Annotated in this window: 22 protein-coding genes; 10 read left to right on the top strand and 12 right to left on the bottom strand. The window is 63.6% G+C overall.

The window, feature by feature from the left end; all coding sequences use genetic code 11:
- Entirely contained in the window at positions 1–867 is an 867-nt protein-coding gene (locus AC0Z42_RS18845) for a LysR family transcriptional regulator (protein ID WP_485469724.1), read from the bottom strand.
- A 99-nt stretch (positions 868–966) separates the two neighbouring features.
- Here AC0Z42_RS18845 and AC0Z42_RS18840 point away from each other — a divergent pair, with 99 nt between their 5' ends.
- The 9 genes from AC0Z42_RS18840 (at position 967) to AC0Z42_RS18800 (ending at position 10,363) form a co-directional block, all read left to right on the top strand.
- The gene (locus AC0Z42_RS18840) at positions 967–1,818 is read left to right on the top strand and encodes an alpha/beta fold hydrolase (RefSeq protein ID WP_485469723.1); all 852 of its coding nucleotides are present in this window, start codon (positions 967–969) and stop codon (positions 1,816–1,818) included.
- A gap of 3 nt (positions 1,819–1,821) precedes the next feature.
- On the top strand, positions 1,822–2,427 hold the full coding sequence (locus AC0Z42_RS18835) for a glutathione S-transferase (RefSeq protein ID WP_485469722.1): 606 nt from the start codon (positions 1,822–1,824) through the stop codon (positions 2,425–2,427).
- Positions 2,428–2,499: 72 nt separating this feature from the next.
- The gene (locus AC0Z42_RS18830) at positions 2,500–4,080 is read left to right on the top strand and encodes an AAA family ATPase (protein ID WP_485469721.1); all 1,581 of its coding nucleotides are present in this window, start codon (positions 2,500–2,502) and stop codon (positions 4,078–4,080) included.
- Positions 4,077–4,544 carry a hypothetical protein gene (locus AC0Z42_RS18825; protein ID WP_485469720.1) on the top strand — a complete coding sequence of 156 codons (468 nt, stop codon included), beginning with the start codon at positions 4,077–4,079 and terminating at the stop codon, positions 4,542–4,544. Before AC0Z42_RS18830 ends, AC0Z42_RS18825 begins: the two co-directional genes overlap by 4 nt.
- A 4-nt stretch (positions 4,545–4,548) precedes the next feature.
- Positions 4,549–5,520, top strand: coding sequence for a hypothetical protein (locus tag AC0Z42_RS18820; RefSeq protein WP_485469719.1), 972 nt, complete (start codon positions 4,549–4,551; stop codon positions 5,518–5,520).
- Entirely contained in the window at positions 5,517–7,283 is a 1,767-nt protein-coding gene (locus AC0Z42_RS18815) for a VWA domain-containing protein (protein ID WP_485469718.1), read from the top strand. Before AC0Z42_RS18820 ends, AC0Z42_RS18815 begins: the two co-directional genes overlap by 4 nt.
- Positions 7,284–7,368: 85 nt before the next feature.
- A complete protein-coding gene (locus AC0Z42_RS18810) occupies positions 7,369–7,962 on the top strand; it encodes a hypothetical protein (RefSeq protein WP_485469717.1) in 594 nt (197 codons plus the stop codon).
- Positions 7,947–9,335, top strand: a complete 1,389-nt coding sequence (locus AC0Z42_RS18805) for a phenylacetate--CoA ligase family protein (protein ID WP_485469716.1) — start codon at positions 7,947–7,949, stop codon at positions 9,333–9,335. The genes AC0Z42_RS18810 and AC0Z42_RS18805 overlap by 16 nt, the downstream gene beginning before the upstream one ends.
- Positions 9,332–10,363 carry an AAA family ATPase gene (locus tag AC0Z42_RS18800; protein WP_485469715.1) on the top strand — a complete coding sequence of 344 codons (1,032 nt, stop codon included), beginning with the start codon at positions 9,332–9,334 and terminating at the stop codon, positions 10,361–10,363. The genes AC0Z42_RS18805 and AC0Z42_RS18800 overlap by 4 nt, the downstream gene beginning before the upstream one ends.
- Before the next feature lie 6 nt (positions 10,364–10,369).
- Here AC0Z42_RS18800 and AC0Z42_RS18795 read toward each other — a convergent pair whose 3' ends face one another.
- The 11 genes from AC0Z42_RS18795 to AC0Z42_RS18745 form a co-directional block, all read right to left on the bottom strand.
- Positions 10,370–11,668 carry an O-acetylhomoserine aminocarboxypropyltransferase/cysteine synthase family protein gene (locus tag AC0Z42_RS18795; protein WP_485469714.1) on the bottom strand — a complete coding sequence of 433 codons (1,299 nt, stop codon included), beginning with the start codon at positions 11,666–11,668 and terminating at the stop codon, positions 10,370–10,372.
- A gap of 95 nt (positions 11,669–11,763) precedes the next feature.
- Positions 11,764–12,675 carry a carbohydrate kinase family protein gene (locus tag AC0Z42_RS18790; RefSeq protein ID WP_485469713.1) on the bottom strand — a complete coding sequence of 304 codons (912 nt, stop codon included), beginning with the start codon at positions 12,673–12,675 and terminating at the stop codon, positions 11,764–11,766.
- Positions 12,672–14,300 carry an alpha-amylase family glycosyl hydrolase gene (locus AC0Z42_RS18785; protein WP_485469712.1) on the bottom strand — a complete coding sequence of 543 codons (1,629 nt, stop codon included), beginning with the start codon at positions 14,298–14,300 and terminating at the stop codon, positions 12,672–12,674. Before AC0Z42_RS18785 ends, AC0Z42_RS18790 begins: the two co-directional genes overlap by 4 nt.
- A 1-nt stretch (position 14,301) precedes the next feature.
- Complete coding sequence (gene malG / locus AC0Z42_RS18780) at positions 14,302–15,192, bottom strand: maltose ABC transporter permease MalG (protein WP_308921999.1); 891 nt, start codon at positions 15,190–15,192, stop codon at positions 14,302–14,304.
- A 10-nt stretch (positions 15,193–15,202) separates the two neighbouring features.
- The gene (malF, locus tag AC0Z42_RS18775; protein WP_485469711.1) at positions 15,203–16,714 is read right to left on the bottom strand and encodes a maltose ABC transporter permease MalF; all 1,512 of its coding nucleotides are present in this window, start codon (positions 16,712–16,714) and stop codon (positions 15,203–15,205) included.
- A gap of 145 nt (positions 16,715–16,859) precedes the next feature.
- Positions 16,860–18,080 (bottom strand): maltose/maltodextrin ABC transporter substrate-binding protein MalE, encoded by a 1,221-nt coding sequence (malE, locus tag AC0Z42_RS18770; protein ID WP_485469710.1) that lies wholly within the window; start codon positions 18,078–18,080, stop codon positions 16,860–16,862.
- Positions 18,081–18,181: 101 nt separating this feature from the next.
- Complete coding sequence (locus AC0Z42_RS18765; protein WP_485469709.1) at positions 18,182–19,270, bottom strand: ABC transporter ATP-binding protein; 1,089 nt, start codon at positions 19,268–19,270, stop codon at positions 18,182–18,184.
- A gap of 78 nt (positions 19,271–19,348) precedes the next feature.
- Positions 19,349–20,989, bottom strand: coding sequence for an alpha-amylase family glycosyl hydrolase (locus AC0Z42_RS18760; protein WP_485469708.1), 1,641 nt, complete (start codon positions 20,987–20,989; stop codon positions 19,349–19,351).
- A gap of 222 nt (positions 20,990–21,211) precedes the next feature.
- On the bottom strand, positions 21,212–22,225 hold the full coding sequence (locus AC0Z42_RS18755; RefSeq protein WP_485469707.1) for a substrate-binding domain-containing protein: 1,014 nt from the start codon (positions 22,223–22,225) through the stop codon (positions 21,212–21,214).
- Positions 22,226–22,638: 413 nt separating this feature from the next.
- Entirely contained in the window at positions 22,639–23,859 is a 1,221-nt protein-coding gene (locus AC0Z42_RS18750; RefSeq protein WP_485469706.1) for a carbohydrate porin, read from the bottom strand.
- Positions 23,860–24,028: 169 nt separating this feature from the next.
- The gene (locus AC0Z42_RS18745) at positions 24,029–25,543 is read right to left on the bottom strand and encodes an MFS transporter (RefSeq protein ID WP_485469705.1); all 1,515 of its coding nucleotides are present in this window, start codon (positions 25,541–25,543) and stop codon (positions 24,029–24,031) included.
- 104 nt (positions 25,544–25,647) lie between these two features.
- Here AC0Z42_RS18745 and AC0Z42_RS18740 point away from each other — a divergent pair, with 104 nt between their 5' ends.
- Positions 25,648–26,565: a LysR family transcriptional regulator gene (locus AC0Z42_RS18740; RefSeq protein WP_485469704.1), complete on the top strand. Its 918-nt coding sequence runs from the start codon at positions 25,648–25,650 to the stop codon at positions 26,563–26,565.
- The last annotated feature ends 54 nt before the right edge of the window (positions 26,566–26,619 follow it).

Below are 26,619 nucleotides of genomic sequence, written 5' to 3'. Positions count from 1 at the left end.
TCAGGTCGTTTTTTGCAGTGCCGCCAGCAGCATCTGGCAAAAAGTCTCTCGCACCGAATCGGGCAGGTTGTCGTTGGACCGCAGCAGGCTGGCGACGCGGGGTAGCGGGGCCAGCTGTTCCAGTGTCGCGTGCGGCCGTACGCCCTGGACCAGATTGCGTTCATTCACCACGGCCACGCCCAAACCGGCGGCGATGGCGGTCAGCGTGCCCGCGACCGACGGGCATTCCAGGCTCACGTTCCACGCGATGCCAGCCTGGCCCAGCTTTTCCTCGGCCAGCCGGCGGTAAAAGCATTGCGGCCCGTAGGTGATCAATTTAACGCTGTCTGCAGGCAGTGGCTGCTCTGCCGTGGCAGCGCACCAGTGCAGCGTTTCGGTCCATAGCAGCATGTCGCCCGGCGCCGCCATGCTGGCAAAATCCTGGTGCAGGATCAGATCCAGCTCACCGTCGACAAAGCGCTGGCGCAGGACCTGGCTTTGTTCCACCATCAGCTGAACGTCCACCTTGGGATGCTGATGCGAGAATTGCGACAGTACTGCGCACACGTCCGTCAATGAAATTTGTTCCGTCACGCCGATCCGCAGCCGGCCATGCATTGCCGATGGCGAAAAGTGGGCAACGGCGTCATCGTGGGCGTCGAGTATGTTGACCGCATGCCGCAGCAGCACAGCGCCCTGGTCGGTGGTGCCGAACAGCCCGCCGCTCCTTGCCAGTAGCTGGCAACCGAGCTGCTGCTCCAGCCGCTTGATTTTCCAGCTCACCGCCGACTGGCTGAAATGGAGCAGGCTGGCGGCCTGGCTCATGCTGCCGGTTTGTACCACCGCCCTGAATACACGCAGCGCGTCGATAGAAAGACGCAAGTTCATAAGGTATGACAAAAGCAGGATTGAAAGTCAAAAGAATGTCACTGGTGTCATGTTGAGTCAAGCGTTAGCCTGCAACTTCTGAAAACAAAAGGACATCTGATGACGAGTCAAGAACCACTGTTGAACGGCCATGCCGTGATCTCCGGCCACCGTATCGCCACCGGCATCCATGGCGGGGGCACGCCGCTGGTGCTGGTGCACGGCACGCCGGCGCATGCCATCATCTGGCGCGAGCTGGTGCCGCTGTTTGTCGGCACCGGCTTCCAAGTGCATTTGTATGATTTGCTGGGCTTTGGCGCATCCGAACGGCCGGTCGATGCCGATACCTCGGTGGCGGCGCAGGTGACCTTGCTGGCCGCGCTGCTCGACCACTGGCAACTGCCGACCACCCATCTGTTCGGCCACGATATCGGTGGCGCCATTGCCTTGCGCCTGGCGTTCGAACAGGGCGCGCGCCTGCGCAGCCTGACGATCGCGGATGCGCCCAGCTACGATTCCTGGCCGTCGCCCACCTGGAAGCAGATGCGCGACGAATACGTGCAGTGTGCCTTGACGCCGGCCAGTGAGCATCGCAGCACGATGGCGCGCCAGCTCGGCATGGCGGTTTTCCACAAGGACAGGATGCAAGGAGAAACCTTGATGCGCTACCTGGAGCCGCTGTGCGGCGTGGTAGGTCAGCCCTCGTTCTACCAGCACCAGGTGGCGCACTATAACGCGTGCTACACGATGGACTTTGCTGAAAAACTGCCGCAGTTGAGGGTCCCAGTGCAGATATTATGGGGCAAGCAGGACGAGTGGCAGCCGGTGGCGTATGCTTATCGCCTGCAGCGCGACATTCCCGGCGCGACGCTGCACCTTTACGAACAGGCCGGGCACTTCCTGATGGAGGATGCGCCGCTGCCCGTGGCTGCACAAGTCATCGCGTTTGTGAATCATCTGGAGAGGATGTAGACCATGATATTGATCGGAATGCTCGATTCGCCCTACGTCAGGCGCGTTGCCATTGCCATGAAAGTGCTGGGCCTGGACCATGAGCACCGGCCCTTGTCGGTGTTTTCCGATTTCGCCCAGGTACAAGGCATCAATCCCGCCGTCAAAGTGCCGACCCTGGTCACCGACGACGGCCAGGTGCTGATGGACTCCACCTTGATACTGGTGTATCTGGAAGAACTGGCCGCGCATGCTCCCCGCATCAGTGCGCAGCCGGGCCAGGCCCGCCTGCGCGCCCTTTGCCAGACCAGCTATGCTTTGGCGGCCTGCGACAAAGCCGTGCAGATCGTCTATGAGCGCCGCTTGCGGCCGCAGGAAAAACAGCACCAGCCCTGGCTGGACCGTGTCCAGGTGCAGCTGCATGGGGCCTGGGCGCAGCTGGAAGCGTCGCTGCGCGAAGAGGCGCCGGACTGCCTGAGTATTGCCGGCATCACCATCGCCGTGGCCTGGAGTTTTGCGCAGCAGCTGGTGCCCGACGTGATGGCAGGCAGCGACTATCCGAGCGTTGCTGCGTTGACGGCCCTGGCCGAACAGCAGCCGGTGTTTCTGGCCACGCCGATGGCGGGCTGAGTTTTCCATCTGAAACAGTGCTTGCAGGCGGCTTGTGCAATAATTTCATTTCCTTAACGGAAGAGTGTTGCCATGCCGCCTTTTAACCTGTTCCAGCGCCTGTCCCAGGCCCCCACCAAACCCAAGGCGGCGCCCGTGGCGCGGCAGTTCGATGTGGCGGACCTGTACCAGGGGCCGGTGGCCCTGAGCGGGGAAGGGGAAGCCACAACGCGGCCGTTTGACGAGAAGCTGCGCCAGGCCTACTTCTGGATCGTCAACCACGCCATCATCAGCCCCCATTACGATATCGAATACAACGATGGGCCGGCGCAGACCTACGCGGTGGGCGACAGCCGGCGCACGCTCAATTTGCCGTCGGCGCAAAGTTATTCGAGCTTTATTTTGCTGCCCTTGCTGACGTTTGCCACGCGCCGCAAATGCCTGTTTGTCGGCGGTCCGGGTCGCGGCAAGACGGCCAGCGCGCTGCTGATGGGCGTGCTGGCTGGATCGTCCGTGAAAGAGGTCAAGCGCGCAATGCAGCATGGCCACCCGCAGATGACGATTGCCGACTTGCTGGGCAACCCGCTGCCGGCGGACCTGGTCAGTGCGCAAAGCATGGACGAGATTCGCATCGCCTGGCGCGCCTGGCTGGGCATGCGCGTGAAAATCGTCGATGAATACAACCGCATCCCGACGCGCACGCAAAGCGCGCTGCTCACCGTCATGGGCGACAACTACGCCGAAGTGCTGAACCATATCTACGAATGCCCGGAAGCGGCATGGTACCTGACTGCCAATGACGACCAGGGCGGCGGCACCTACCAGGTGATCGAAGCGCTGCGCGACCGGGTCGACGTCACCGTGCAGGCACTGGCCTTCAACCCGCGCTTTTTGAACGAACTGCTGCTGCGCGTGGAAGAAAACGTGCGCCCCGAAGAGCTGGTGCCGCCCGATATCATCTTTACGGAAGGCGAGGTGGACCAGATCGGCAACGATATCCGCCAGGTAGCCGTGCCCGACGCCGTGCGCCGCCGGCTGGAGTTTTTCGCCAGCCAGTTCGAGCTGTTCGAAACGGCCGGCGGCCAGTTCGAATACATGACCAAGGATACGGCGCGCCTGTCCGGCACCGACCGCAACGCCGCGCAGGCGGCCGACAACGGGCGCGACCGCCTGAAGGACCTCGGTTGCCAGACCCTCAACGGCATCTCGGTGCGCACCCTGATGGCGCTGCTGATCTACGCCAAGGCGATGGCTTACTTCCGTGGCAACGGCGAAGTGGCTCTGGAGGACTTGCGCCAGGTGCTGCCCTTCGTGCTGCACAACAAGCTGCAGCCAGACCTCGATGCACCGTTTTTTGCCCTGCCCGAAAACGCCGCTTACCGCAGCGACAGGCTGGGCTGGCTGCGCCGCCTGTTCGATCTCTCGAACGATGAATTCAACCGCCTGGACCTGGACCGCGACGATCCGGTCGGCGTGCTGTCGGCCGAATTCGACCTGGGCCTCGATGGCCTGAGCGAGCGCGATACGCTGGCGCGTTTGAACCGCATCGAAAAGCTGATCGGCGAACGCACAAAAGGGCGCAAGCTGTACGGCCCGCTGTACGACGACCTGCTGAAGCTCAAGTACCTGCACCAGCGCTATACCAACTACCGTAGCTGGCTGCGTTCTCAATGAGCCTGGATCGCTGCCAGGGGTTCCTCGAGGCGCTGGCGCTGCTCAACGGCGAAGCGAGTGATCTGTGCGCCATCTACGAGATGGTGCGGCTGCCCGAGGCGCCGGACCTGCCCACGGCGCTCGGCTTGCGCGTGGAGGATGTCGCCCTGAACGTGATCAGCCCGGCGCGCGAACTGCCTGCGCCGCTATGGCAAATTGCAACGGCACCGTGCGACAGCGCGCAATTGATCGCGGTTTGCCAGCGCTGGTTTTTTTCGTCGCAGCATATGCAGGCGGCGCCGGACGGGGGCTTTCGCGCCAATCTGACGACCGCCTTCATCGAGTTGCTGGAAGACGCGCTGGCTGGCTACACCATGCACACCGTAACGATGACGCCGCCCATGTGGTACGCCATCCACTGGGACGAGATCGCGTTCGAGCGGGGCAGTGACCGTTATCTGCTGCATTTTTCGCATAGCGACTGACGTCATGATTTCTTCATCCTTTGCCGCCATTCTGGCCAGTGGCCGCGCCCAGTTCAACGCCCGCGCCTTGGAAGCGCGGCGCAGCTTTCCTTCGCTCGACATGCAGGCCTTTGGCGCTTTCTTGCACGATGGCGTCGATCCCCTGGTGCAGGCGGTGGCAGCAAGCGCGCCTGATCGTGCCGGCAGTTTTACCCTGGCCGCTTACGACATGGCGCTGGAACTGGTCGGCCACGGCCTGGCCGGTCCGGCGGCGAAAAATCCGTTTCTTACCGATGTCTGGCGCGAGCTGGCGCCGTGTTTTGCGCCGCTGCTGGCGGTGGCGCCCGTCGATGCGCTGGGCATGCTGAGCAATGCGGCCATTCACCTGGGTGGCGTGCCTGGCGCGCGCACCCGGCAGTGGCAGGACGAGCTGGTCGCCATCGCGCCGCAAATTACTACCCTGGCGCAGCTGCGCGCCGTCGGTCAGGTGCTGGCGTGGCGCGCCGGCGTGGCGCATTTCCGTTTGGGCGCGATTGCCGCCGCCGATACATTGCCAGCGGCGCTGGCGCTGGCAGCTTTCGGCGAGTCGCAGCTCGACTGGCCATCGTTGCGCACGCAATTGTTGAACCAGCCCTGGCGCGGCAATCCGGAGGGCATCGAGTTTGGCGCGTTTGCCGGCCTGGGCGGCGAATTCGACACGCCGCCGCTGGTGCGCGCGACCGATGACGGCTTTGTCGTCAGCGCCGGCGAGCGCTATTATCTGCTGGTAGCCGACGCGCATGGCGCCGTGCTGCATGGCGCCACCGCAGACGAATTTGCGCAGGCATCGACCAACGTGCCGGCGTCCTTGCGGCTGGCCGGCGCCAGCTTGCATATCGGTGCGCGCGTGCTGGCGCTGGACCTGCCGGCCGGCGATATCGCGCTGGTCGCCAATGCGCAGACGCTGGCCGTCACCTCGCCTTATACGCATGCGATCCGCCTGCTGCCGCTGTCATGAAAAGCCAGCACGCCGAACTGATCGAACAATGGCGCGCCGCCTGGCCGCAGGCGCTGGCCGTGTGGAGCAAATTCACGCGCCTGCGCGACCCGGCCCTGTGCGCCAGCCGCGTTGCCGCCGCCAAGGAAGGCTTGAGCGGCAGCTTTGCCATGATCCGTTTGCTGGACCAGAGCGTGGTGGTCGACCTGCCGCTGGTGGTCGAACTGGGGCTGCAGGACTATGGCCTGGAAATCCTCGCCCACGAGATTGGCCACCATATCCTGGCGCCCGGCAGCGCCGGCGACCAGTTCCGCCTGCTGGCGCGCATGCGCCGCGCCTTGCCGACCCTGGAGCAGCATGCGCCGATGGTGGCCAATCTGTACACCGACCTGTTCATCAATGACCGCCTGCAGCGCCAGGCCAGCCTGCGCATGGCCGATATCTATCGCAAGCTTGAACAGGGCAAGGCGAAAGACAGCCCGGCGTCGGGCAAGGTATGGCTGCTGTATATGCGCATCTATGAAAACCTGTGGCAGCTGCCCAAGGGCGATCTTGGCGGCGGCGCGGCCGATGAACGGCTCGATACGGACGCGTGGCTGGGCGCGCGCCTGATACGCGTCTATGCCAACGACTGGATGCTGGCGGCGGGGCGCTTTGCCACCTTGCTGCTGCCTTACCTGGTCGACGATACGGGCGCCTTGAAGGGTGATGATCCGAGCCGCTATTTCCACGATACCCGCGACGCCGCGCGTGGCTGCCAGACCTATGGCGCGCAGCAGATCGAGGACGACGAGGAAAACGGCGCCATCCACCCGGTGCACGACAAGCGCATTTCGGGGCTGGAAGACGACGCGGAACCGTCCGCTGAACAAGCACGCCAGCCGGGCGGCGGCCAGCTGCGCGAACCGTTCGAGCTGGGCGATATTCTGAAGGCGTCGGGCATCGACCTCACCGACCATGAAATCGCCATCCGCTACTACCGCGAACGGGCCTTGCCGCACCTGGTGCGCTTTCCTTCACGACCCGCGCCCGAATCGACCGAGCCGCAGATGGAAGGCCTGTCGCCATGGGATATCGGCGATCCGCTCGATGAAATCGACTGGCTGCAGTCGGTAATGCAGTCGCCGCGCCCGATCCCCGGCGTGACCACCGTGCGCCGCGAATACGGGCGCGAACCGGCGCGCGACGTGGACCATGCTCCCGTCGACCTTGACATGTATGTCGACAGCTCCGGCTCCATGCCGAACCCGCAGCAGCATACCTCGTTCCTGACCCTGGCCGGCGCCGTGATCGCGCTGTCCGCACTGCGCGCCGGCTCCAAAGTACAGGTGACCTTATGGAGCGGCAAGCGCGAGGTGATGCGCACCCCCGGTTTCGTGCGCGACGAAGACATGATTCTTGGCGTGCTGACCGATTTTTATGGCGGCGGCACGGCATTTCCCATCCACTGCCTGCGCGAGACGTATGCGGTAAAACGCCAGCGGCCCACGCATATTCTGATGATTTCCGACGACGGCATCACCACCATGTTCGATCAGGATGAACTGGGCAACAGCGGCTGGGATGTCTCGGCCAAGGCGATCGAGCACGGCGGCGCGGGCGGCACCATGGCGCTGAACATCGCCACCGACTGGGATCAGGCGGGTGGCAACCATTGGATGCAAAAGACCCATGACCACTTGAAACGCGCGCGCGCCGAGCAGGGCTGGGATATCCATGCCGTGGCGCAGTTCGAGGATTTGCTGGAATTTGCGCGCCTGTTCAGCCAGCGGCATTATGTGTAAATTAACCCAAGGGCAGAAACTGGGGTCGGACCCTCAGGGTCCGACCCCGGCACTCGCTCTTGGGTTTGACTGAGTATAAAAATCAATGCAAACCCCTGGCCCCCACCTCGAAACCCTCACCCATCGCCTGGCCGATACGCCCGCCGAATTCCTGCGCGAGCCGCGCATCGCCGGCGTGCACAACCCGCAGGCGGTCCATGTGGCCGCGCTGGTCAACGATATCCTGCGCCTGCATGGCGCGCGTGCACCTGCCGCGTCGTTGCAGGGTTTTCACGGCGCCCAGGTCAGGGCCGACCGCAACCGCCTGGCGCTGGTGATGATCATGTGCTGGCTGCTGGCCGACGACTGGTTCCTTGCGCAGCAACTGGCGCAGCAGGACGTGCTGCAGGTGCTGGGCGAGGCGGCGCGCGAGCTGGCGGCGGCGTCGCCCGCGCACCAGTACACGCAAGACCCCGAGCGGCGCGAAGAACTGGCGCGCATCGTGCTCGCGCGCCTCGCTTTCCGGCCCCGCGACGAAAGCGAGGCGCAAGCCATCGACCGGCTGTCGGCGATCAGCGGTACCGAACGGCGCCGGCTGCTGGAGGCCAGCCGCGTGGCCGAACAGCGCTCGCGCGAGATCCGCGAAGCGCTGGCCAAGAAAGCGGCACAGGAATCGGCTGACAAATGGTCGCGCGAATGAGCTTGCTGCACAGTGACGCGAACCTGCCTGCCGGCGCCTGGGACAGCGACCTCGATTACTGTCCCACCCTGACGCAGGCGGGCCGGCGCATGCTGGCGCACTTGCGCAGCCACCCGGCCGCGCCCGTCTATCGCAACCGCAGCGGCAACAAGCTGCAGGCGGACGAAGTGGCGGCCTTGCGCGTGTACGAACAAGAGGTGATGGACGCCGAGATTGCATGGCAGCCTGGCCAGCCGCCAGGCTGGATGGCGGCTTTCCTGCGCCATGCCTGGGCCACGGTGCCGCATTACCGCGCCTGCGGCTCGCCGCCCGCGCGCCTGCTTGACGTGCCGCCGATCAGCCGCGCCGACCTGTCGCACGATATCGCATCTTTTGTGCCGGATGACGCCGACGTGGCGCGCATGATCAATTTCCACACCACGGGAACGACAGGCCACCCCTTGCTGATCGCTTCGCACCCGGTGGTGGCGGGGCGCTACCTGGCGTTCCACAAGCGTGCACTGCGCCGCTTTGGCGTGACACTGCGCCATGGCGCCGGCCAGGTCGGCGTGATGCTGCTGGGCCACCAGCGCCGCTGCTTTACCTATGTTTCGGTGACCCCTACCATGGGCGAATCGGGGCTGGCCAAACTGAACCTGCATGTGGACGACTGGCGCCATGCCGATGACCGTGCGCGCTACCTGGACGCGATGGCGCCCGAGCTGATCGCGGGCGACCCGATCTCGTTTGCCGAGCTGTTGACGTTGCCGATGACGCACCGGCCCGCCGCGCTGATGTCGGTGTCGATGATGCTGTTGCCTGGCATGCGCGCACGGCTGGAACAGCGTTTTCAGTGTCCCGTGCTCGATATCTATTCGCTCAATGAAGTGGGACCGGTGGCGGTCCACGATGAGGCCGCTGGTGGCCATGTGCTGCTGCAGCACCGGCTGTACGTGGAAATCCTCGATGCCGAAGGCAAGCCGGTGCCGGAGGGCGCGCGTGGCGAAATCACGGTGACGGGTGGCTTCAACTTTTGCCTGCCGCTGGTGCGCTACCGCACCGGCGACCATGCCTCGCTGGCGCATGGACCACACGGCCCGGTGCTGGTGGGACTGGCCGGGCGCAGTCCGCTGCGCTATCGCAGCAGCAGCGGCGCCTGGATCAACAATATCGATATTACGCACGCCCTGAAACCGCTGGCCATCGCGCTGTTCGGCGTGCACCAGCAGCAGGACGGCGCCATCGTGCTGCGCCTGGCGCCCGGCGCCATGGCGCAAGCAGACCAGGCGCGTGCCTTGCTCGCGCCATTCTTTGACAAGATCACGGTGGCAGCCTTGCTGGCGGAAGACAAGATCATTCAATACACCTCGGATTTGCAGGAAGCATCAGCATGAACCTTTACAAACGCGCCCTGGTGGTCGGCAAATTCTGCCCGCTGCACCGGGGCCACGAACTGTTGCTCAAGCGCGCGCAGGACGCCTGCGAAGAACTGCTGATCGTCAGCTACACCAAGCCCGAATTTCCCGGCCTGGCGCCGGCGCGTCGGGAAGGCTGGCTGCGTGCGCTGTTTCCGCAGGCGACCATCGTGGTGCTCGATGATGAACGCCTCGCTGCGCTGTGTGCGGCGCGTGGTGTTCCTGCCCGTACTGTGCCGCACAATGACCTGGACGATGGCGATGTACACCGTCACTTCATGGGCTGGCTATGCTGGAAGGTATTGAACCTGCCGGTGGACGCGGTGTTTTCCAGCGAAGACTATGGTCCCGGTTTTGCCGCCGTGCTGGCCGAGTTTTATGCAAAGTCGGCGGTGGCGCATGTCAGCGTGGACCGGGCCAGAAACCTGGTACCCGTTTCCGGCACGGCGGTGCGCCTGGACCCGCATGGGCAGCGCGCCTTTCTGTCGCCGCTGGTGTATGCCAGCCTGGTCACGCGCATCTGCGTGCTCGGTGGCGAATCGAGCGGCAAGACCACGCTCACCGCCGCGCTGGCCGCGCATTTCGAGACCAGCTGGGTGGCCGAATATGGCCGCGAACTGTGGGAAAGCCAGGACGGCGTGCTGGCCTACGATGACTTGCTGAAGATAGGCCGCGAACAGATCAAGCGCGAGGCGCTGGCGGCAGGGCAGGCACGGCGCTGGCTGTTTTGCGACACCTCGCCGATGACCACGTTTTTCTACTGCGTCGAGATGTTCGGCCACGCCGAGCCAGAACTGGCGCAACTGGCCGAACACCGCTACGACCTGGTGCTGCTGTGCGCACCGGATTTTCCGTTTATCCAGGACGGCACGCGCCGCGACGAGGACTTTCGCGCGCGCCAGCATGCCTGGTACCAGCAAGAGCTGGCGCGGCGCGGCATCGCCGCTGTCACCGTGTCCGGCACGGTGGACGAGCGCGTCAAACAGGTTGCGCGCCTGCTGGCGTAAGCGCGCTTACGCCGCCGCCAGCGCCTGTTCCAGATCCTCGCGCAAATCGTCGATATGCTCGATGCCGACCGACAGGCGCAGCATGTCTTCCGATACCCCCGCCTTGGCCAGTTCTTCCGGGTTCAGCTGGCGGTGCGTGGTCGACGCCGGATGCGTGGCGAGCGACTTGGCGTCGCCGATATTGACCAGGCGCGTGAACAGCTGCAGCGCGTCGAGCACGCGGGCGCCGGCCGCGCGTGGGTCCGGGTTGACATTCGCACCCTCGGCCAGTTTCAAACCGAACGACAAAATACCCGAGGCGCGGCCCTGCATGTATTTTTGCACCAGCGCGTAGTCGGGATGGTCTTCCAGGCCCGCATAATTGACCCAGGCGACTTTCGGATGTTGTTTCAGGTGTTTGGCCAGCGCCAGCGTGTTGTCGCAGATGCGGTCCATGCGTAGCGCCAGCGTTTCGATGCCCTGGATCAGCTGGAAGGCGCTCAAGGGGGAAATCGCCGCACCCATATTGCGCAGCGGGACCACCCGCGCGCGGCCGATAAAGGCGGCCGGGCCGAACGCTTCCGTGTAGACCACACCGTGATACGACACGTCCGGTTCATTGAGGCGCTTGAAGCGTTCCTTGTGTTCGGCCCACGGGAACTTGCCGCTGTCGACAATCGCGCCGCCCACCGTGGTGCCATGGCCGCCCAGGTATTTGGTCAGCGAGTGGACCACGATGTCAGCGCCGTGCTCGATCGGGCGGAACAGATAGGGGCTCGGCACGGTATTGTCGACAATCAGCGGAATGCCGTGTGCATGGGCGATCTCGGCCAGCTTGGCCACGTCCGTTACATTGCCCAGCGGGTTGCCGATCGACTCGCAGAAGATCGCCTTGGTGCGGCTGTCGATCAGCGCGGCGAAGGTGTCGGGCTGGCGCGCATCGGCAAAGCGCACCTCGATGCCGATCTGCGGCAGGGTGTGGGCAAACAGGTTGTAGGTGCCGCCATACAGCTGGCTGGCCGAGATGAAGTTGTCGCCCGCTTCGGCAATCGTCTGGATCGCATAGGTAATCGCCGCCATGCCCGAGGCCACGGCCAGCGCCGCCACGCCGCCTTCAAGCGCCGCCACCCTTTTTTCCAGCACGTCCTGGGTCGGGTTCATGATGCGCGTGTAGATATTGCCGGCCACTTTCAGGTCGAACAGGTCGGCGCCGTGCTGGGCATTATCAAAAGCGTAGGCCACCGTCTGGTAGATCGGGACGGCGGCGGCCTTGGTGGTCGGGTCGGGGGAATAGCCGGCATGCACGGCCAGGGTTTCGATTCTCATTGCAGGTCTCCGGTTTCAAATTCTGGTTTGGTGAAATCCGCAGCCATTGTGCCATGAGGTGCTTGCCAGGCCGGCATGCTTGATAGAATTTTAAGTCATAAGCTAGTACGGTCTTGATCTAAGCGTAGCAGTTCTTCCTGCGTGACGAAGCGCTCATGCGTGCCATGCTGCGCGCAGGCAAACGCGCCGGCTATTGCGCCCTGGCGCATGGCGGCGTCAACGCCTTTGCCGGCCAGCCACGCCTGCAGGAATGCCGCCACGAACGAGTCGCCCGCGCCGTTGGTATCGACCACCGGCAGGTCCAGTTCGGCGCATGCAAAATGGCGCACTTCATCCTCGCCCCGTTCCAGCAGGTACGCGCCGTTGCCGCCGGCCATGGCGATCACTGCCTGCGCGCGGCCCTGGGCCACGATGGCGCGCATGACCTCGTCGCGCCGCTCGCCGAGCGCCGCCGTGCTGAGAAACACCAGGTCCGCGCGCAGCGCAAACATCCGGTGGTGCGGGTTGACGCCATCCCAGTCGTGCAGGTCGGTCGAGACCGTGGTGCCAGAACGCTGCGCATCGTCAAACAGGTGCGCCACCCATCCCATAATGGAAAAGTGCGCATGGCGCGCCGGGCCCAGGTAGGGCAGGTAGAAGTTGGCCGGCATGCGCAGCTCTTCCGGATGGCGGCCGTCGTACAGCGACATGCGTCGCCCTTGCGGATCGACCAGGTTGACGCTGCGGCGCGTGCCGGACGGCTCCACCAGATGGCTGAAATCGAGTTTGACCTCTTTATAGCGCTGCAGGATGGCCGCGCCTTGCGCATCGTCGCCGATAAAGTCGATGAATTTGCAGCGCAGTCCCAGCGCATGGCTGGCCAGCGCCACGCCATTGCCCGTGTGCGCTACATAGTCGCGGATGGGCGGCACATGCACGGAATCGGCGACGGGCAGGCGCAGGTCGGGCACGCGCACGATGGTGTCGATGCCGGCGCCGCCGACCACTAAAATATCATAGGTGCTCATGGTGTTGTTGTCTCCAGCAGGACGGTGCCGTTTGCATTGATGGCGACGGCGCCGTCCTTCACGGTCGTGGTTTGATTGGAATAGGCGTTGCGCACGGTGGCGCCTTCGGCAAACACGCCGTGCACTTTCAGGGTCATGGCGCCTTGCGCATCGGGCGCGACGACGACCTTGTCGCCATCCGTCACGCGCGCAAACGCATACGGCGCCTCATTGATCAATCGATGCTCGCCGCGCGCCAGCGCAGGATGGCGCAAGCGGAACTGGCCGAGTTTCCTCGCATGGGCCAGCATCGTGGTATCGAGCGAGGCCCAGTTCATGCCTGACCTGGTCGCCTGCTGCTCGTCGCCGGCTGGCGCGGTGCCTGGCAGGCGGGCGCTTTCATCGCCATAGAACAGCTGCACGCCGCCGGGCGCCAGCAGCAGGGCGGACAGGCCATGCTTGAGTTCCTTGCGCGGGAACAGGCTTGTGTCGTGCGAGGAGATATACGACAGGATATCGTAGCGGGGACCTTTGCCCAGCAGCTGCGCATACTGGTGATATACGCCGTCGATGGTTTTCCAGTCGCTGCCTGCGCGGGCCTGGAAGTCGAAATTGATCATCGAATCGAAACCGGCGTCATGCCAGCTGCTGCGCTCGGGGCCATGGCCCCAGGCTTCGCCCGTCATCCAGAACGGTGCATCGTCGATGGCCTCTCCCGGGTGGCGCGCCTTCCAGTCTTTCAATGCTTCGGTGGCGGCCGCGCGCAGGGCCAGCCAAGTGGCCGGTTCCACATGCTTGACGGTGTCGGCCCGGAAGCCGTCGACACCGAATTCGCGCACCCAGTCGGCCAGCCAGTGAACCAGGTAGCCGCGCACGGTGGTGTCTTTCAATGCGACGGCGCGCGTATCGGCTTTGCGCTGCAAAATCGGTGGCAGTCCCACCGCTTGCGTGCTTTCGGTACGGAAGTCCGGCAGATAGGCCAGCTGCATGGTGGTGTCATCCTGTCCGCCTTCGCGATAGCCGGGCAGGCCCGCGCGCACCCAGTCCGGCCCCCACCACTGCGTGAAGTCGAAATTGTTATAGTCGACAAAGCTGTGATAGTCGCGCAGGTTGGCCTTTTCATGGCCCGGCCACAGCACCGGCACCTTGTACTGGGCAAGCGTGCGCAGGTCGGCGTAGCCGGGGTGGTTCAGCACCACGTCGAACAGTACGCGTATGCCCTGTCCATGCGCGGTATTGATCATCTCGCGCAATTCCTCGCGCGTGCCCATATTGGCGTCCATGGTGGTGTAGTCGAGCGCCCAGTAGCCGTGGTAGGCATAGTGTTTGAACTGCTGTTTGCCGCCGACCACCCAGCCGTGGATCTGTTCGTAGGGCGCCGTGATCCACAGGGCGTTGACGCCCAGCTGCTTGAAATACCCCGCTTTGAGCTGCTGCGTGATGCCGGCGATATCGCCGCCATGAAAGCTGCCGATGTCGCCGCCATCCGGGTCCGCGCTGCGGCCATAAGAGTGGTCGTTGCCCGGGTTGCCATTGGCAAAGCGGTCGGTGACGGCAAAGTAGACGATGGGGTTGTCCGCGAAGCTTGCGGCTTGAGCGGACACCCCCAGCATCAGGGCGGCCAGCGTGGTCAGCACGGTCTTCATGTCAGCCCTTTACGCCGCCAGCCGTCAGGCCGGAAATCATCCACTTCTGCGCCAGCAGGAACACGGCCGTGATGGGCAGGCCGGACAAAATCGCTGCGGCGGCGAAGTCGCCCCACAGGTATTTTTGCTCGTACAGGAACAGTTTGGAGCCGACCGCCAGGGTCAGGTTGTTCTGTTCATGCAGCAGCACGGAGGCGATCGGATATTCGATAATGGCGCCGATAAACGACAGCAAAAATACCACCATCAGGATCGGCACCGTCATCGGCAGCAGCACGTAGACAAAGGCCTGCCACTGCGAGGCGCCGTCGACCTTGGCCGCTTCCTCGATCTCGATCGGAATGGTTTGATAGTAGCCCTTGATGGTCCATATATGCATGGCGATGCCGCCCGTGTAGGCCAGCACCAGGCTGCCGTGATGGTCGATGCCCAGCCATGGCACGTAGCTGCCCAGCAGATCAAAGATGGCGTAGATGGCGACCAGCGCCAGCACGGCCGGGAACATCTGCAGCAGCAGCAGCGCCGACAGGGTCTGCGACTTGAAGCGGAACTGCATGCGCGCGAACGCATAGGCGCAGGTGGTCGACAGCAGCACGGTCAGGGTTGCGCTCATGGTGGCCACCTTGATCGAATTCCACAGCCACAGCAGCACGGGAAAGTCGGGTTCGACCAAGGTGCCGTTGGGCGCCTGGTACGACATGCCCAGCGCCAGGCGCCAGTGCTCGAAGCTGATCTCGGGCGGGATCAGGCTGCCCGAGGCGAAATTGCCTGGGCGCAGAGAGATCGACAGGATCATCAGGAAGGGAAACATCACCAGCGCGATCAGCGCGATGACGGCGACGTGGGCGGCGACAATGCGCCAGCGGTTGGAACGGTCGACAACGATGGCCATGGCTTGTTCCTTATGCTTTGTTCATGCGCGTCAGGCGCATGTTGACCAGCGAAATTGCGGCCACGAGGAAGAAAATCAGGGTCGAGATGGCGGCAGCCAGGCCGAAGTTCTGGCCAGAGTCCTCGAACGCGATGCGGTAGGTGTACGACACCAGCAGGTCGGTGGTGCCGGCCGGCAGGGTGGTGTCGAGGAAGTCCGGGCGCCCGCCCGTCAGGAGGCTGATCAAGACGAAGTTATTGAAATTGAAGCCCAGGCTGGCCACCATCAGCGGCGTTAATGGCTTGATGATCAGGGGCAGGGTGATCTTGAAAAAATTCGTCAGCGGTCCCGCGCCGGCCAGCGCCGAGGCTTCGTACAGGTCGGATGGAATTGCCTTGATCAGGCCCATGCACACCACCATCATGTAGGGGTAGCCGAGCCAGGTATTGACGATCAAAATCATAGCCTTGGCCAGCGTGGTGTCGGAGAACCAGGCCGGCTTGATGCCGAACAGGGCGTCGAGCACCAGGTTGATTTCGCCGAAGTTATTGTTGAACAGGCCCTTGAACACCAGGATGGAGATAAAGCCCGGTACCGCATACGGCAGGAACAGCAGGGTGCGGTACAGGCCACGGAAGCGCAGCGCATCCCAGTTCAAGAGCACGGCCAGCACCATGCCCAGACCCGTGGTGGTGGCCACGCTGATCAGCGCGAACACGATGGTCCAGACGAAAATGCGCAGGAAGGGGCCGCGGAACGCTTCGTCCGAGAAGATCTTGACGAAGTTGGCAAAGCCCACATTGACCTTGAAGCCAGGTTCCAGCTTCGTGCCATCGGCCATTTCATAGAAGCCTGTCTTGAAATTGGCTTGCACGATTTCGCCGGTGGCGACTTTTTTCAGGGTCTTGTCGGGCAGCTGCTTGTACACGTGCGCGACGGGGCCGAATTCGCGCAGGCCGACCATGCGCAGCTCGATTTTATTTGGCAGCACCAGGGTCAGCAGCTTCAAATCCTTTTGCAGCGCGATGATGTCCTTGATGCCCAGCGGCTCGGCCAGCACGGGCGCTTGCACCGGATCGATCGGAGCCACTTCCACGGTCAACGGCACGGCGCGTTTCAGGGCCAGCGGGGCGGTGACCAGCACTTCGCCGGTGTCCGGGCTTTCCAGGCGCAGGCGGTATTGATTGTCGTCGCGGTGCACCGTCATCGCATAGCCGGCGCTTTCCACGCGCTGGGTTTCATCGAGCAGGTACTGCGTGGCGCGCTCGTAGGTAAGCAGGTTGCGCGAACTGAAATTGGTAAAGCCGATCGACACCGTGTATACCAGCGGCAGCAGCACGAAGACGATGACCGCCGTAATGCCGGGGAACAGATAGCGGTAGGCATAGGCGCGCGGCGACGTGAAGACAAACGTCGTCAGGGTCAGCAGGCCGAGAAAGACGGCGGCCAGCATGGTCTGGCCGGAGATATATAACAAAAACAGCAGGTACAGACCCAGCGCCATGCTGATGGTCAGTACCGTAGGGCCGATAAACTTGCGCACGATGGGATACCTGTGAAGATGGATGCTCGATGTGATGCATTTTGGCGTAGGTCGGATTAGCGGCTATGCCGCGTAATCCGACATCAGCCGCCAACAATGTTGTCGGATAACGGCCCTTCGGGCCTAATCCGACCTACGCGAGGTTTTAATTGGCCGTCGTAATCCGCTTCGCCGCCGCATCCAGCCCCTCTTTGGTGCTCTGGCGGCCTTGCGTGATGTTTTCCAGCGCCGACTGCATCGACGACCAGAAGCGGCCCATTTCCGGATTGTTCGGCATCGGGCGGCCGGCCTGGGCGCTTTCCATGGTGGCCTGGATGTTCGGATTCGACTTCAGTTCCGCGAACAGCGCCTTGTTGGCCGGCGTGCCCAGCGGGACGTCGGCGTTGATGGTTTTCAGGCCATTGATCTGCAACAGTTGGTTTTCCAGGAATTCGACGGCCAGGTCCTTGTTCGGGCTGGCTTTCGAGATCATCGCACCAAGCACGCCCACGAACGGCGTGGCGGTCTTGCCGGCCACGGTAGGAATGGTCGCCACACCGAAGTTGATCTTCGACTTGCGCGCATTGTCCCACGACCATGGGCCGTTGATCATCATGGCGATCTTGCCCTGGTTGAAGCCCGCTTCCATTTCGGCGTAGCCAGCACCCTTGGCCATGGCGCCGCTGTTGATCAGGTTCATCACGGCATTCACGCCCGCCACCGAACCGGCATTGTTCACGCCCGTCTTGGCCGCATCGTAGCGGCCATCGGCCTTGACTTCAAACGGGAAGCCGCCACCGGCGCCCAGCAGCGGCCAGGTGAAATAGGTATTCGTGTAGTCCCACAGGATGGCTTTCTTGCCCTGGCTTGAGAGTTTCTTGTCCAGTGCGGCGATTTCTTCAAACGTTTTTGGCGGGGTCGGTACCAGGTCCTTGTTGTAGACCAGCGCCACTGCTTCGATCGACATCGGGTAGCCCCAGGTCTTGCCGCCGACCGTAAAGGCGTTCCACGCCAGCGGCAGGATGGCGGCGCGCGCCTCCTTGCCAGGATTGACCGGTTGCAGCAGGCCGGCGTCGATCCAGCCACCGAGGCGGTCATGCGGCCAGATCCAGATGTCCGGGCCCTTGCCGGCGGCAGCGGCCTGCTGGAATTTGTTCGGCGCGTCTTCCGGGTGCTCGACCACGACTTTCACGCCGGTCTTTTTGGTGAATTCCTCGCCGACCTTGGCCAGGCCTTTGTAGCCCTTGTCGCCATTGATCCAGATCAGCAGGGTGCCCGCTTCGGCCGCAGTGGCCGTCGAGACGGCGGCCAGGTTGCCAATGCCGGCCAGTGCGGCGGCGAGCAGGGTAGTTTTGATCAGGGTGCGTTTGGTGTTCAGTAAAGACATGTCGATCTCCAGTGCTGTTTTTATGGGTGTGTCAATTTGCGTCAAGGCTGAAAGCTGAAACCGGGCCAGGCGGCGCCTGTAGCGCCTGGCCCGCAAGATAATCAGGTGCGCGTCTGGCCGTGCTCGTCGAACACGTGCACGCGCGCCGCTGCCACCTGCAATGCCACCTGCTGGCCGATGGCCCAGTCGGTTTCGGCATCGGCGCGCACCACCAGCGGCTCGTCGGCGCCGGCGACCATCACGTACAGATAGCTGATGTCGCCCAGTTTTTCCACCGCCTGCACGCTTGCCGTGATAGCCGAAGCCAGCGTGCCCGGCGCGCATGCCTGCACGTGTTCCGGGCGCGCGCCGACCGTGACGGCGGCGCCATTCGGCAGCGCCTGCGTCAGGTTCGCCTGCAGCAGGCCGCCGGCCGCAGTGGCGACCGTCGCCACGCCATCGGCGTACGACTGGATTTTGCCTTTGAGGAAATTCATGCGCGGCGAGCCGAGAAAGCCAGCCACGAACAGGTTGGCGGGGTGGTGATACAGGGCCAAAGGCGCGCCGACCTGTTCGATGCGGCCGGCGTTCAACACCACGATGCGGTCGGCCAGCGTCATCGCTTCGACCTGGTCGTGGGTGACGTAGATCATGGTCGAGCGCAGTTCGCGGTGCAGGTTCGCCAGTTCGATGCGCATCTGCACGCGCAGCGAAGCGTCCAGGTTGGACAGCGGTTCGTCGAACAGGAACACGTCGGGTTTGCGCACGATGGCGCGGCCAATCGCCACGCGCTGGCGCTGGCCGCCTGAAAGATCTTTCGGTTTGCGTTCGAGCAGCGGCTCGATGCGCAGGATCTGCGCCGCGCGCTGCACGGCGTCGGCGATCTGCACCTTGTTCATGCCGGCCAATTTGAGGCCGAAGGCCATGTTCTGCGCCACGCTCATGTGCGGGTACAGCGCATAGCTCTGGAACACCATGGCGATGCCGCGCTTGGCGGGCGGCACGTCGTTCATGCGCGTCTTGCCGATATACAGGTCGCCGCCGCTGATTTCTTCCAGCCCGCAGATACTGCGCAGCAGCGTCGATTTGCCGCAACCGGACGGCCCCACGAAGACCATGAATTCGCCATCGGCGATTTCCAGGTCGATGCCGTGCAGGGTTTGCACGTCGCCATACGCCTTTTTCAGGCCACTCAATTTCAATCCTGCCATTGTCTTCCTCACTCAATCCGGCCCCGCTGAAACGCGGGGCTCATTATTGTAGTTGGCGGCCATGCCGCCAGGGTGTCCTTAAACCAGCGTGCCGAACCAGCCACCATGCGCCGGCAGGGTGATTGCCGCGCCTTGCGCGCTGCCCGCCAGGCCGTGGCCGGCGAGGGCGCTCGCTTCGGCAGCGGCCGGCCAGCTGAAGCTGGTCGCCTCCGCGCCCAGGTTGAAAGCGGCCAGGATGCCAGGGTGGCCGTCCAGGTCGCGCCTGAAGGCCAGCACCGGCTCCGGTGCGTCGAAGAAGACGATCTCGCCGCGCAGCAGCTGCGGCTGGGTGCGGCGCCAGGCCAGGATGTTCTGCGCAAACTGCAGTGCCGAGGCGCTGTCTTTTTCTTCCACGTCAACCGCGCGCGCCAGGTGTTCGGGCGGCACCGGCAGCCAGGGCTTGGCGGTGCTGAAGCCGCCGTTTGCGGCGTCGCCGACCCAGGGTATCGGCGTGCGGCAGCCGTCGCGGCCCTTGAACTGCGGCCAGAACGGAATGCCGTACGGGTCCTGCAAGGCCTCGAAAGGAATGTCCGCTTCCGTCAGCGCCAGTTCGTCGCCCTGGTACAGGCAGGGCGTGCCTTTCAGCGCCGCCTGCACCGCCAGCACCACCTTGGCCAGCGATGGCGAGGGGTGGGCGCCGCCCCAGCGCGTCATTACGCGTACGCTGTCGTGGTTGCCGACCGACCAGGAAGCCCAGCCGTCGGTCACTTTTGCTTCGAATTCTTCGACCTGCTTGCGGATATGCGCAGCTGAAAACTCGGCCGTCAGCAAATTGAAGCTGTAGGCCATGTGCAGCTTGTCGCCGCCGGTGGTGTAGGCCGCCATGGTGGCCAGCGCATCGTCGTCGCCCACTTCGCCGATCGAGATGGCCTGGTATTCGTCCAGAACGGCGCGCACGCGCTGCAGATAGCCGATGTTTTCCGGCTGGGTCTTGTCGTAGACGTGGGACTGCATGCCGTAAGGGTTGATCGCCGAGACACTGCTGGCGTCGCGCTGGACCGCTGGCGGATTGTTGCGCAGCAGCTGGTCGTGGTAGGGAAAATTGCAGGAGTCGAAACGGAAGCCGTCGACGCCGCGTTCCAGCCAGAAGCGCAGGTTGTCCAGTTGCGCCTGCTGCACGGCCGGGTTATGGAAATTCAGGTCGGGCTGGCTGACGAGGAAGTCGTGCAGGTAATACTGGCCACGCCGCGGTTCCCACTGCCAGGCCGAGCCACCGAACACCGACAGCCAGTTGTTCGGCGCCGTGCCGTCCGGCTGCTGGTCGGCCCAGACATACCAGTCGGCTTTCGGGTTGTCGCGGCTTTCGCGGCTTTCCACAAACCACGGGTGATTGTCGGACGAGTGCGACAGCACCTGGTCGATCATCACTTTCAGGCCCAGTTCATGGGCGCGCGCCACCAGGCGGTCGAAGTCGGCCAACGTACCAAACATCGGGTCGACATCGCAGAAGTCGGCCACGTCGTAGCCGAAGTCTTTCATCGGCGAGGTAAAGAAGGGCGAGATCCAGACGATATCGGCGCCCAGGGCGGCGATGTAATCGAGTTTGCTGGTAATGCCGGGCAAGTCGCCGATGCCGTCGCCATTGCTGTCGAGGAAGCTGCGTGGATAAACCTGGTAAATGACGGCGCTGCGCCACCAGTCGGCGGGCAGGTTGGCGAGATTGTTCTTGATGGTCGGCATGGATGATTTCTGAACGCTGGTTGGAAGGCGGCGTCTTGAGTAATTCAAAGCGCTTTGGGTCTGAAATGAGTATAGTTCAAAGCGCTTTGAAAAGTAAAGCGAATAGGTACCAGAACTTGGGAAATTTTTAGATGATGGTAAGTCGAAACCCTGAACGAAGACTGGGGTCGGACCCTAGGGTCCGACCCCGGCTGTTCGCGGGTTTCACAGTGAAGAGGTAAATCAGGTTTTTACGACAGCTCCAGCCGACTCCCCCGGCAACAACTCGCAAGGCCACAGCTCCTGCAAGTCGGTGGCCGGTGTGCCATCGAGCAGCGCCAACAGCATCTGTATCATCTTGGCGCCAGCGCCGCGCGGGTCGGGCTGGACCACGGTGGTGACGTTGTGGCCGGCCAGGGAATCTTCCATCACGCCCCAGACGATCAGCGACATCTCGCTGCCGATGGCCACGCCGGCGTCGAGCAGGGCGCGGATGGCGCCGACACCCGACATATGGTTGTCGACGATGATGGCGGTGGGGCGCGGTGAGCGGGCCAGCAGGCGCTGCATGGCCTGGTAGCCGGCGCGGCGGTCGTGGGCGTTGTCGACCAGGTTGTCGGGATCGACAGTCAGGCCGCCGTCGCGCATGGCATGTTGAAAACTCTCGACCCGCTGGCGCACGAAGTTCAGGTCGGGCGTGGCGCTGATCAGGCCGATGCGCTGGTGCCCCAGCGACATCAGGCGCTCGACGGCCAGGCGCATGCCGGCCTCGTTGTCGTAGTCGAACCAGGCATGCGGCTGGTTCAGCTGAGTGCGGCCGTGGGCGACAAACGGCATGTTCTGCTGCGCCAGGTAGGCGATGCGCTCGTCGAAGGGCTTGGTGCGCCCGACGATCAGGCCGTCGATGCGGCGTCCCTTGACCATGCGTTCATAGGTATGGAACTCGTTGGTGGCCGAGGCCGGCGAGATCATCATGTCCATCTGCTGCGCTTCGAGCGCTTCCGACATGCCGCCGACGATATCGATGAACATCGGGTCGGCCAGGTCATTTGGCAGCAGCGGGTAGATGATGCCGACGATATTGGTGCGGCCCACGGCCAGGCTGCGCGCCATCGGATTGGGCCGGTAGCCGGCCGCCTGCGCAGCGGCCAGCACCCGCTCGCGCGTGCGTTCACTCACTTCCGGATAGCCATTCAAGGCGCGGCTGACGGTGGTTTCGGAAATTCCTAGCGTTTTGGCGAGATTTTTGAGGTTCATGGATGCTGCGTCAGGGGTGGATCTAGCCGCCGCCACTGGCCGGTGGACAGGCGGGGACGATGTAATGGCAGGTAGTTTATCTGATAATGGCAAGCTTGATCAGAGAACTGCGGCCGGAGCCTGCGCAAAAAAAGACGCGGGCCAACCCGAGGGCGCCCGCGCAAAAAGAGGATTGCTGAATCACTACAATGAAACTGCCGGCCATGGCATGGAGCAGCGCGATGGTGGTTCCGGTATTGCGTGCCCCGTCACTGCAGGCGGTGTTGCTCCCAGTGGCCAGTTGATGAAAAACCGGCCAGTGTTCTGACTTTAAAGAACGACTGACAAAACGTTCAGGGCAAGGCGCAAGGGCGCAGACAGTACGCTAGTACGGCAAGGCCTTGCAACGCCGCCATGGACGTTTTTCAGTGTTCTTACCACCAGGATTCCACTTGGAAACCCATGGAGCTGCCATTGGTCTTGCCGCCAAACACGCCGGTCGACGACAGGGCCGATTCCGCCACGGCTGCCGACTGCGCCGCCTTGTTCCATTTGGCATAGGTGTAGAAGGCGCGCAGCACCGGGCGCGACCAGAAGCTGTTGCCGGCCGACAGTTGCGGTGCGATGGTCAGCTTGGTCAGGTTGCGGGTCTTGTCGCCTTCGGGCTTGACGATGTCATGGCCCAGTTCCACTGCCAGGCTGTAGTTGTCGGTAAAGTGGTAGATCGGACGCGCGCCGACCGAGGTCCATTTGCTGCTGACGCCCGCCGTTTCCTTGTCTTCATAGACAAACGTGGCCATGCCCGACCAAGCGCCTTTTGGCTGCACCATCAGTTGTTCGGTCAGGCGCACGACCTTGTCGTCGCGGTTGGCCGACAGGCTGGCGCCGCCCGTATTGGCGCCGCTGCCCTTGCCGTACTGCAGCGCGACCTTGTTGTAGCCGCCCAGCAGATTGCCCTGCGTGTGCATCAGCGTCAGCAGATGGCCGCTGGCGACTGGCGCGGCGCCGTCGGCGTTGCGCTTCTGGTTGAATTGCGCGCCGACCGTCAGTTCGCCGTCCGGGTTGACCTTGATGCCGGAAAAGCGCAGGTCATGCGAGAACACCATGCGCTTGCTGTCGGTGTCGTCGGCGGTGCGCACGATGGCGTAGGCCAGCTTGGCCGCACCCAGGTCGATATTTTCCAGGCCGGCGCCAGGGCCGCTGTTATTCCAGAAGTAGTAATCGGTGATATGCACGTCCTGGCGGTCATAGTAGCGCTTGCCGACCCAGGCGCGCGCTTCGGCAAAGGCGCCGGTACCGATCTTGTCGGCCACCACGTTCAGTTCGCGCCAGGCCGGGTCCGATTGTTCCCAGTCGAAGTTCTGGTTGACGGAAAACGCCACCAGGGTATTGATGCGGAAGGTGGTGCCGTTGGCAGCCTTGAAGGCTTCGCCGCCGAATTTCAGTTCGCCGTAGGTTTCGCACTCATTGCCCAGGCGGTATTTAGACGAGGCGCCAGCCAGGCCGAAGCACGATTCCTTGCCGCCTTCGCTGCTGGTGCCGAAGCCCGAGCGGAAGTAGCCGCCGAAATCGATCGGCAGGGCGGCCTGGGCCGCGGAGGCGCTCAAGGTCAGGGCGACGGCGGCCGGCAAGGTCTTCAAGAAATGCTTGTTCATCTTATCTCCAGTATTTTTATAGGGGCAGGGCGGGCGCCGTTCATTGCCTGAATCGACGTAGCCAAAGCGCTTTAGTTATATTTCAAAGCGCTTTGGATTATAGTTCAAAGCGCTTTGATAAGTAAACTTGTTTAGAGCAGGAGATTTTGACGCGTGTTGCGAAGAAACGTCAGCGCACGCTTGCCGGGGCGCTGGCAGGCTGGCGCAGGAAGGCCAGTATCAACAGCGCCGAGGCCGTGCTGATCGCGGCCAGCACCTGCAGCAGATGGCGAAAGCCCACGCCATAGGCCTGTGCCAGTTCCTGCGCGCTGGCGTGCGGCAGCAGCGTGGCCGCCTGGCGCAGTTCGCCGATCGCCAGCAGGGGCGCCGCCAGGCCCGCGTCCTGTGCATTCACGCCGGGCAGGGCGCGCAGCGCCGCCATGGTGAACGACGCCAGCAGTGCGGCGACGATGGCCAGCGCGATGCCTTCGCCGGCCACGCGCGTGGTATTGAAGATGCCGGCCGCCATGCCGGCCCGCTCTACCGGTACCACGCTGACCGCCAGGCCATCCATCAAACCCCAGGGCAGGCTGATGCCTGCGCCGATCAGCAACAAGGGGCCGAGTAGGGTGGCGGCGGGTAATCCCGGCGCACAATGTGACAGCCACAGCAGGCCGCCGCTGGTGATCAACAGGCCGGCGCTGCAGACAATAGCGGGCGCCAGGCGCTGCGCGGCCAGGCCGGCCAGCATCGGCAGCACCAGCATCGGCGCCGACAGCGCCAGCATCAGGGCGCCGGCCTTCGTCGCGCTGTAGCCCTCGATGCCGATCAGGCGCGCCGGCAGCAGCACCAGCAGAACGACAAAGGAAAACGCCGGCGCGGCGGCCAGCAGTTGCACCCCGGCAAAGGCGGGCAGGCGAAACAGCGACAGGTCGAGCATGGGGCGCGGCTGGCGCCGTTCGACCAGCACGAACAGCGCCAGCAACAGCGCCGCGCCACCCAGCAAGGCCCGGCTGGCCAGGCTGTTCCAGCCGCCATGGGGTGCCTGCAGCAAGCCATACGTCAACAGCGACAGGGCGCCCGTGAAGCTGAGGGCGCCAGCGATATCGAGTCCGCCTGCCTGCGGATCGCGCGATTCGCGCAAGGTGCGCGCCGCCAGCAGCAGCGCCGCCAGGCCCACCAGCGCGGTGACGACAAACAGGCTGCGCCAGCCGCTGGCTTCGACCAGCGTGCCGGCCACGATGGGGCCAAAGGCCAGGCCAGTGCCAAAGGCAGTGCCGATCAGGCTGAAGGCGCGCGCCCTTGCCGCGCCATCGAATTCCTGCGCCAGCGCCGCCAGGCCGCTGGACAGGGCCAGCGCGCAACCGAGTCCCTGCACGGCGCGCAGCAGGCTCAGCACGGCGATGGTGGGCGCGCACGCCAGGGCCAGGGCCGCAGCGGTAAAGACGGACAAGCCAAGCAGGAACAAGCGCTTGCGGCCATAGCGGTCGGCCAAGGCGCCGGCCGCCATCAGGCAGCCGCCAAAGCTGAGCATGAAGGCATTGCTGATCCAGGCCAGCGCCAGCGCGCTGCCGTGCAATTCGGCCGCCATCGCCGGGATGGCAATCGCGGGCCCGGTAAAGCTGAGCGGCATGCACAGGGCGGCCAGGCAGACCGCGGCCAGCACCTGCAGCCTGCGCGGTTTATCGGAAGTAAGGTTGGTCATGATCGTGTTCCGAAAAGAGGGAATTCGATGATAGGATGTCTTTAATCATTGAAAAAGTGGCTGTAAATCCACTCATAACGGAGAAAAATTCCTTAATCATGGCCATGGATCAGTTGAGCGGCATCGCTGCCTTCGTGCAGGCGGCGCAAACCTGCAGCTATGTGGCGGCCGGGCGCAAGCTCGGGGTGTCGGCCTCGGCGGTGGGCAAGAGCGTGGCGCGGCTGGAAGAAAAGCTGGGCGTGCGCCTGCTCAACCGCAGCACGCGGCGCATCAGCCTCAGCAACGAGGGCGCGCTGTTCTACGAGCGCTGCCTGCGCATCCTGGCCGATATCGACGATGCGCAGGCAGAACTGTCGCATCTGGCCGAGGCGCCGCGTGGCAAGCTCAAGGTCAGCCTGCCGGTGATCGGCTACCGCATCATCCTGCCCTTGCTGGCCGAATTCACGCGCAAGTATCCCGAAATAGAACTCGATCTCGACTTCAACGACCGCCTGGTCGACGTGGTGGCCGAGGGCGTCGATGTGGCCGTGCGCAGCGGTACCCTGACCGATTCGCGCCTGATGGCGCGCGAACTGGGGCCATTTGCATTTTCCATCGTCGGTTCGCCAGCCTACTTTGCCCGCCATGGCGTGCCAGCCACGCCGCTGGCACTGGAGTCGGAGTCGCATGCCTGCGTGCGCTACAAATTTCCCAGCACCGGCAAGCTGCAGGAGTGGGCGCTGCAGCATGGCGACGCTGAAAACGCAGGTGCGCCGGAGTTGCGCTTGCGTACCGCGCTTACCTGCAACAATATCGAAGCGCTGATCGGCGCGGCCAGCCAGGGCGTCGGACTGGCCTATTTGCCGGACTTTATCGTGGCGGATGCCGTTGCGCGCGGCGAGCTGCGCCCGGTATTGCAGCAATATCTACTAACGTCGAGCAAGTTCTGGATATTGTGGCCATCGAGCCGTCACTTGTCGCCCAAATTGCGGGTCTTTGTCGACTTCCTGTGTGCTCATCTGCATTTCTCTGCGAGTCCCTGAGACTGCGCATCCGCCGTCCTCTCGAAGTTGCTAAATTTTCTATGTAGCAACACT

The sequence above is a fragment of the Janthinobacterium sp. 1L-D-8-B-C4 genome, from assembly GCF_057291295.1.
This window is presented reverse-complemented; position numbering and strand designations above follow the sequence as displayed.

Excerpts from the sequence above, each read along its gene's own strand:
- AC0Z42_RS18825 (WP_485469720.1), top strand. The coding sequence starts at position 4,077 with ATGAGCCTGGATCGCTGCCAGGGGTTCCTCGAGGCGCTGGCGCTGCTC.
- AC0Z42_RS18745 (WP_485469705.1), bottom strand. The coding sequence starts at position 25,543 with ATGACCAACCTTACTTCCGATAAACCGCGCAGGCTGCAGGTGCTGGCC.
- AC0Z42_RS18755 (WP_485469707.1), bottom strand. The coding sequence starts at position 22,225 with ATGAACCTCAAAAATCTCGCCAAAACGCTAGGAATTTCCGAAACCACC.
- AC0Z42_RS18750 (WP_485469706.1), bottom strand. The coding sequence starts at position 23,859 with ATGAACAAGCATTTCTTGAAGACCTTGCCGGCCGCCGTCGCCCTGACC.
- AC0Z42_RS18830 (WP_485469721.1), top strand. The coding sequence starts at position 2,500 with ATGCCGCCTTTTAACCTGTTCCAGCGCCTGTCCCAGGCCCCCACCAAA.
- AC0Z42_RS18805 (WP_485469716.1), top strand. The coding sequence starts at position 7,947 with ATGGTCGCGCGAATGAGCTTGCTGCACAGTGACGCGAACCTGCCTGCC.
- AC0Z42_RS18740 (WP_485469704.1), top strand. The coding sequence starts at position 25,648 with ATGGATCAGTTGAGCGGCATCGCTGCCTTCGTGCAGGCGGCGCAAACC.
- AC0Z42_RS18835 (WP_485469722.1), top strand. The coding sequence starts at position 1,822 with ATGATATTGATCGGAATGCTCGATTCGCCCTACGTCAGGCGCGTTGCC.
- AC0Z42_RS18840 (WP_485469723.1), top strand. The coding sequence starts at position 967 with ATGACGAGTCAAGAACCACTGTTGAACGGCCATGCCGTGATCTCCGGC.
- AC0Z42_RS18800 (WP_485469715.1), top strand. The coding sequence starts at position 9,332 with ATGAACCTTTACAAACGCGCCCTGGTGGTCGGCAAATTCTGCCCGCTG.
- AC0Z42_RS18765 (WP_485469709.1), bottom strand. The coding sequence starts at position 19,270 with ATGGCAGGATTGAAATTGAGTGGCCTGAAAAAGGCGTATGGCGACGTG.
- AC0Z42_RS18845 (WP_485469724.1), bottom strand. The coding sequence starts at position 867 with ATGAACTTGCGTCTTTCTATCGACGCGCTGCGTGTATTCAGGGCGGTG.
- AC0Z42_RS18760 (WP_485469708.1), bottom strand. The coding sequence starts at position 20,989 with ATGCCGACCATCAAGAACAATCTCGCCAACCTGCCCGCCGACTGGTGG.
- malG (WP_308921999.1), bottom strand. The coding sequence starts at position 15,192 with ATGGCCATCGTTGTCGACCGTTCCAACCGCTGGCGCATTGTCGCCGCC.
- AC0Z42_RS18810 (WP_485469717.1), top strand. The coding sequence starts at position 7,369 with ATGCAAACCCCTGGCCCCCACCTCGAAACCCTCACCCATCGCCTGGCC.
- AC0Z42_RS18815 (WP_485469718.1), top strand. The coding sequence starts at position 5,517 with ATGAAAAGCCAGCACGCCGAACTGATCGAACAATGGCGCGCCGCCTGG.
- AC0Z42_RS18795 (WP_485469714.1), bottom strand. The coding sequence starts at position 11,668 with ATGAGAATCGAAACCCTGGCCGTGCATGCCGGCTATTCCCCCGACCCG.
- AC0Z42_RS18785 (WP_485469712.1), bottom strand. The coding sequence starts at position 14,300 with ATGAAGACCGTGCTGACCACGCTGGCCGCCCTGATGCTGGGGGTGTCC.
- AC0Z42_RS18820 (WP_485469719.1), top strand. The coding sequence starts at position 4,549 with ATGATTTCTTCATCCTTTGCCGCCATTCTGGCCAGTGGCCGCGCCCAG.
- AC0Z42_RS18790 (WP_485469713.1), bottom strand. The coding sequence starts at position 12,675 with ATGAGCACCTATGATATTTTAGTGGTCGGCGGCGCCGGCATCGACACC.
- malE (WP_485469710.1), bottom strand. The coding sequence starts at position 18,080 with ATGTCTTTACTGAACACCAAACGCACCCTGATCAAAACTACCCTGCTC.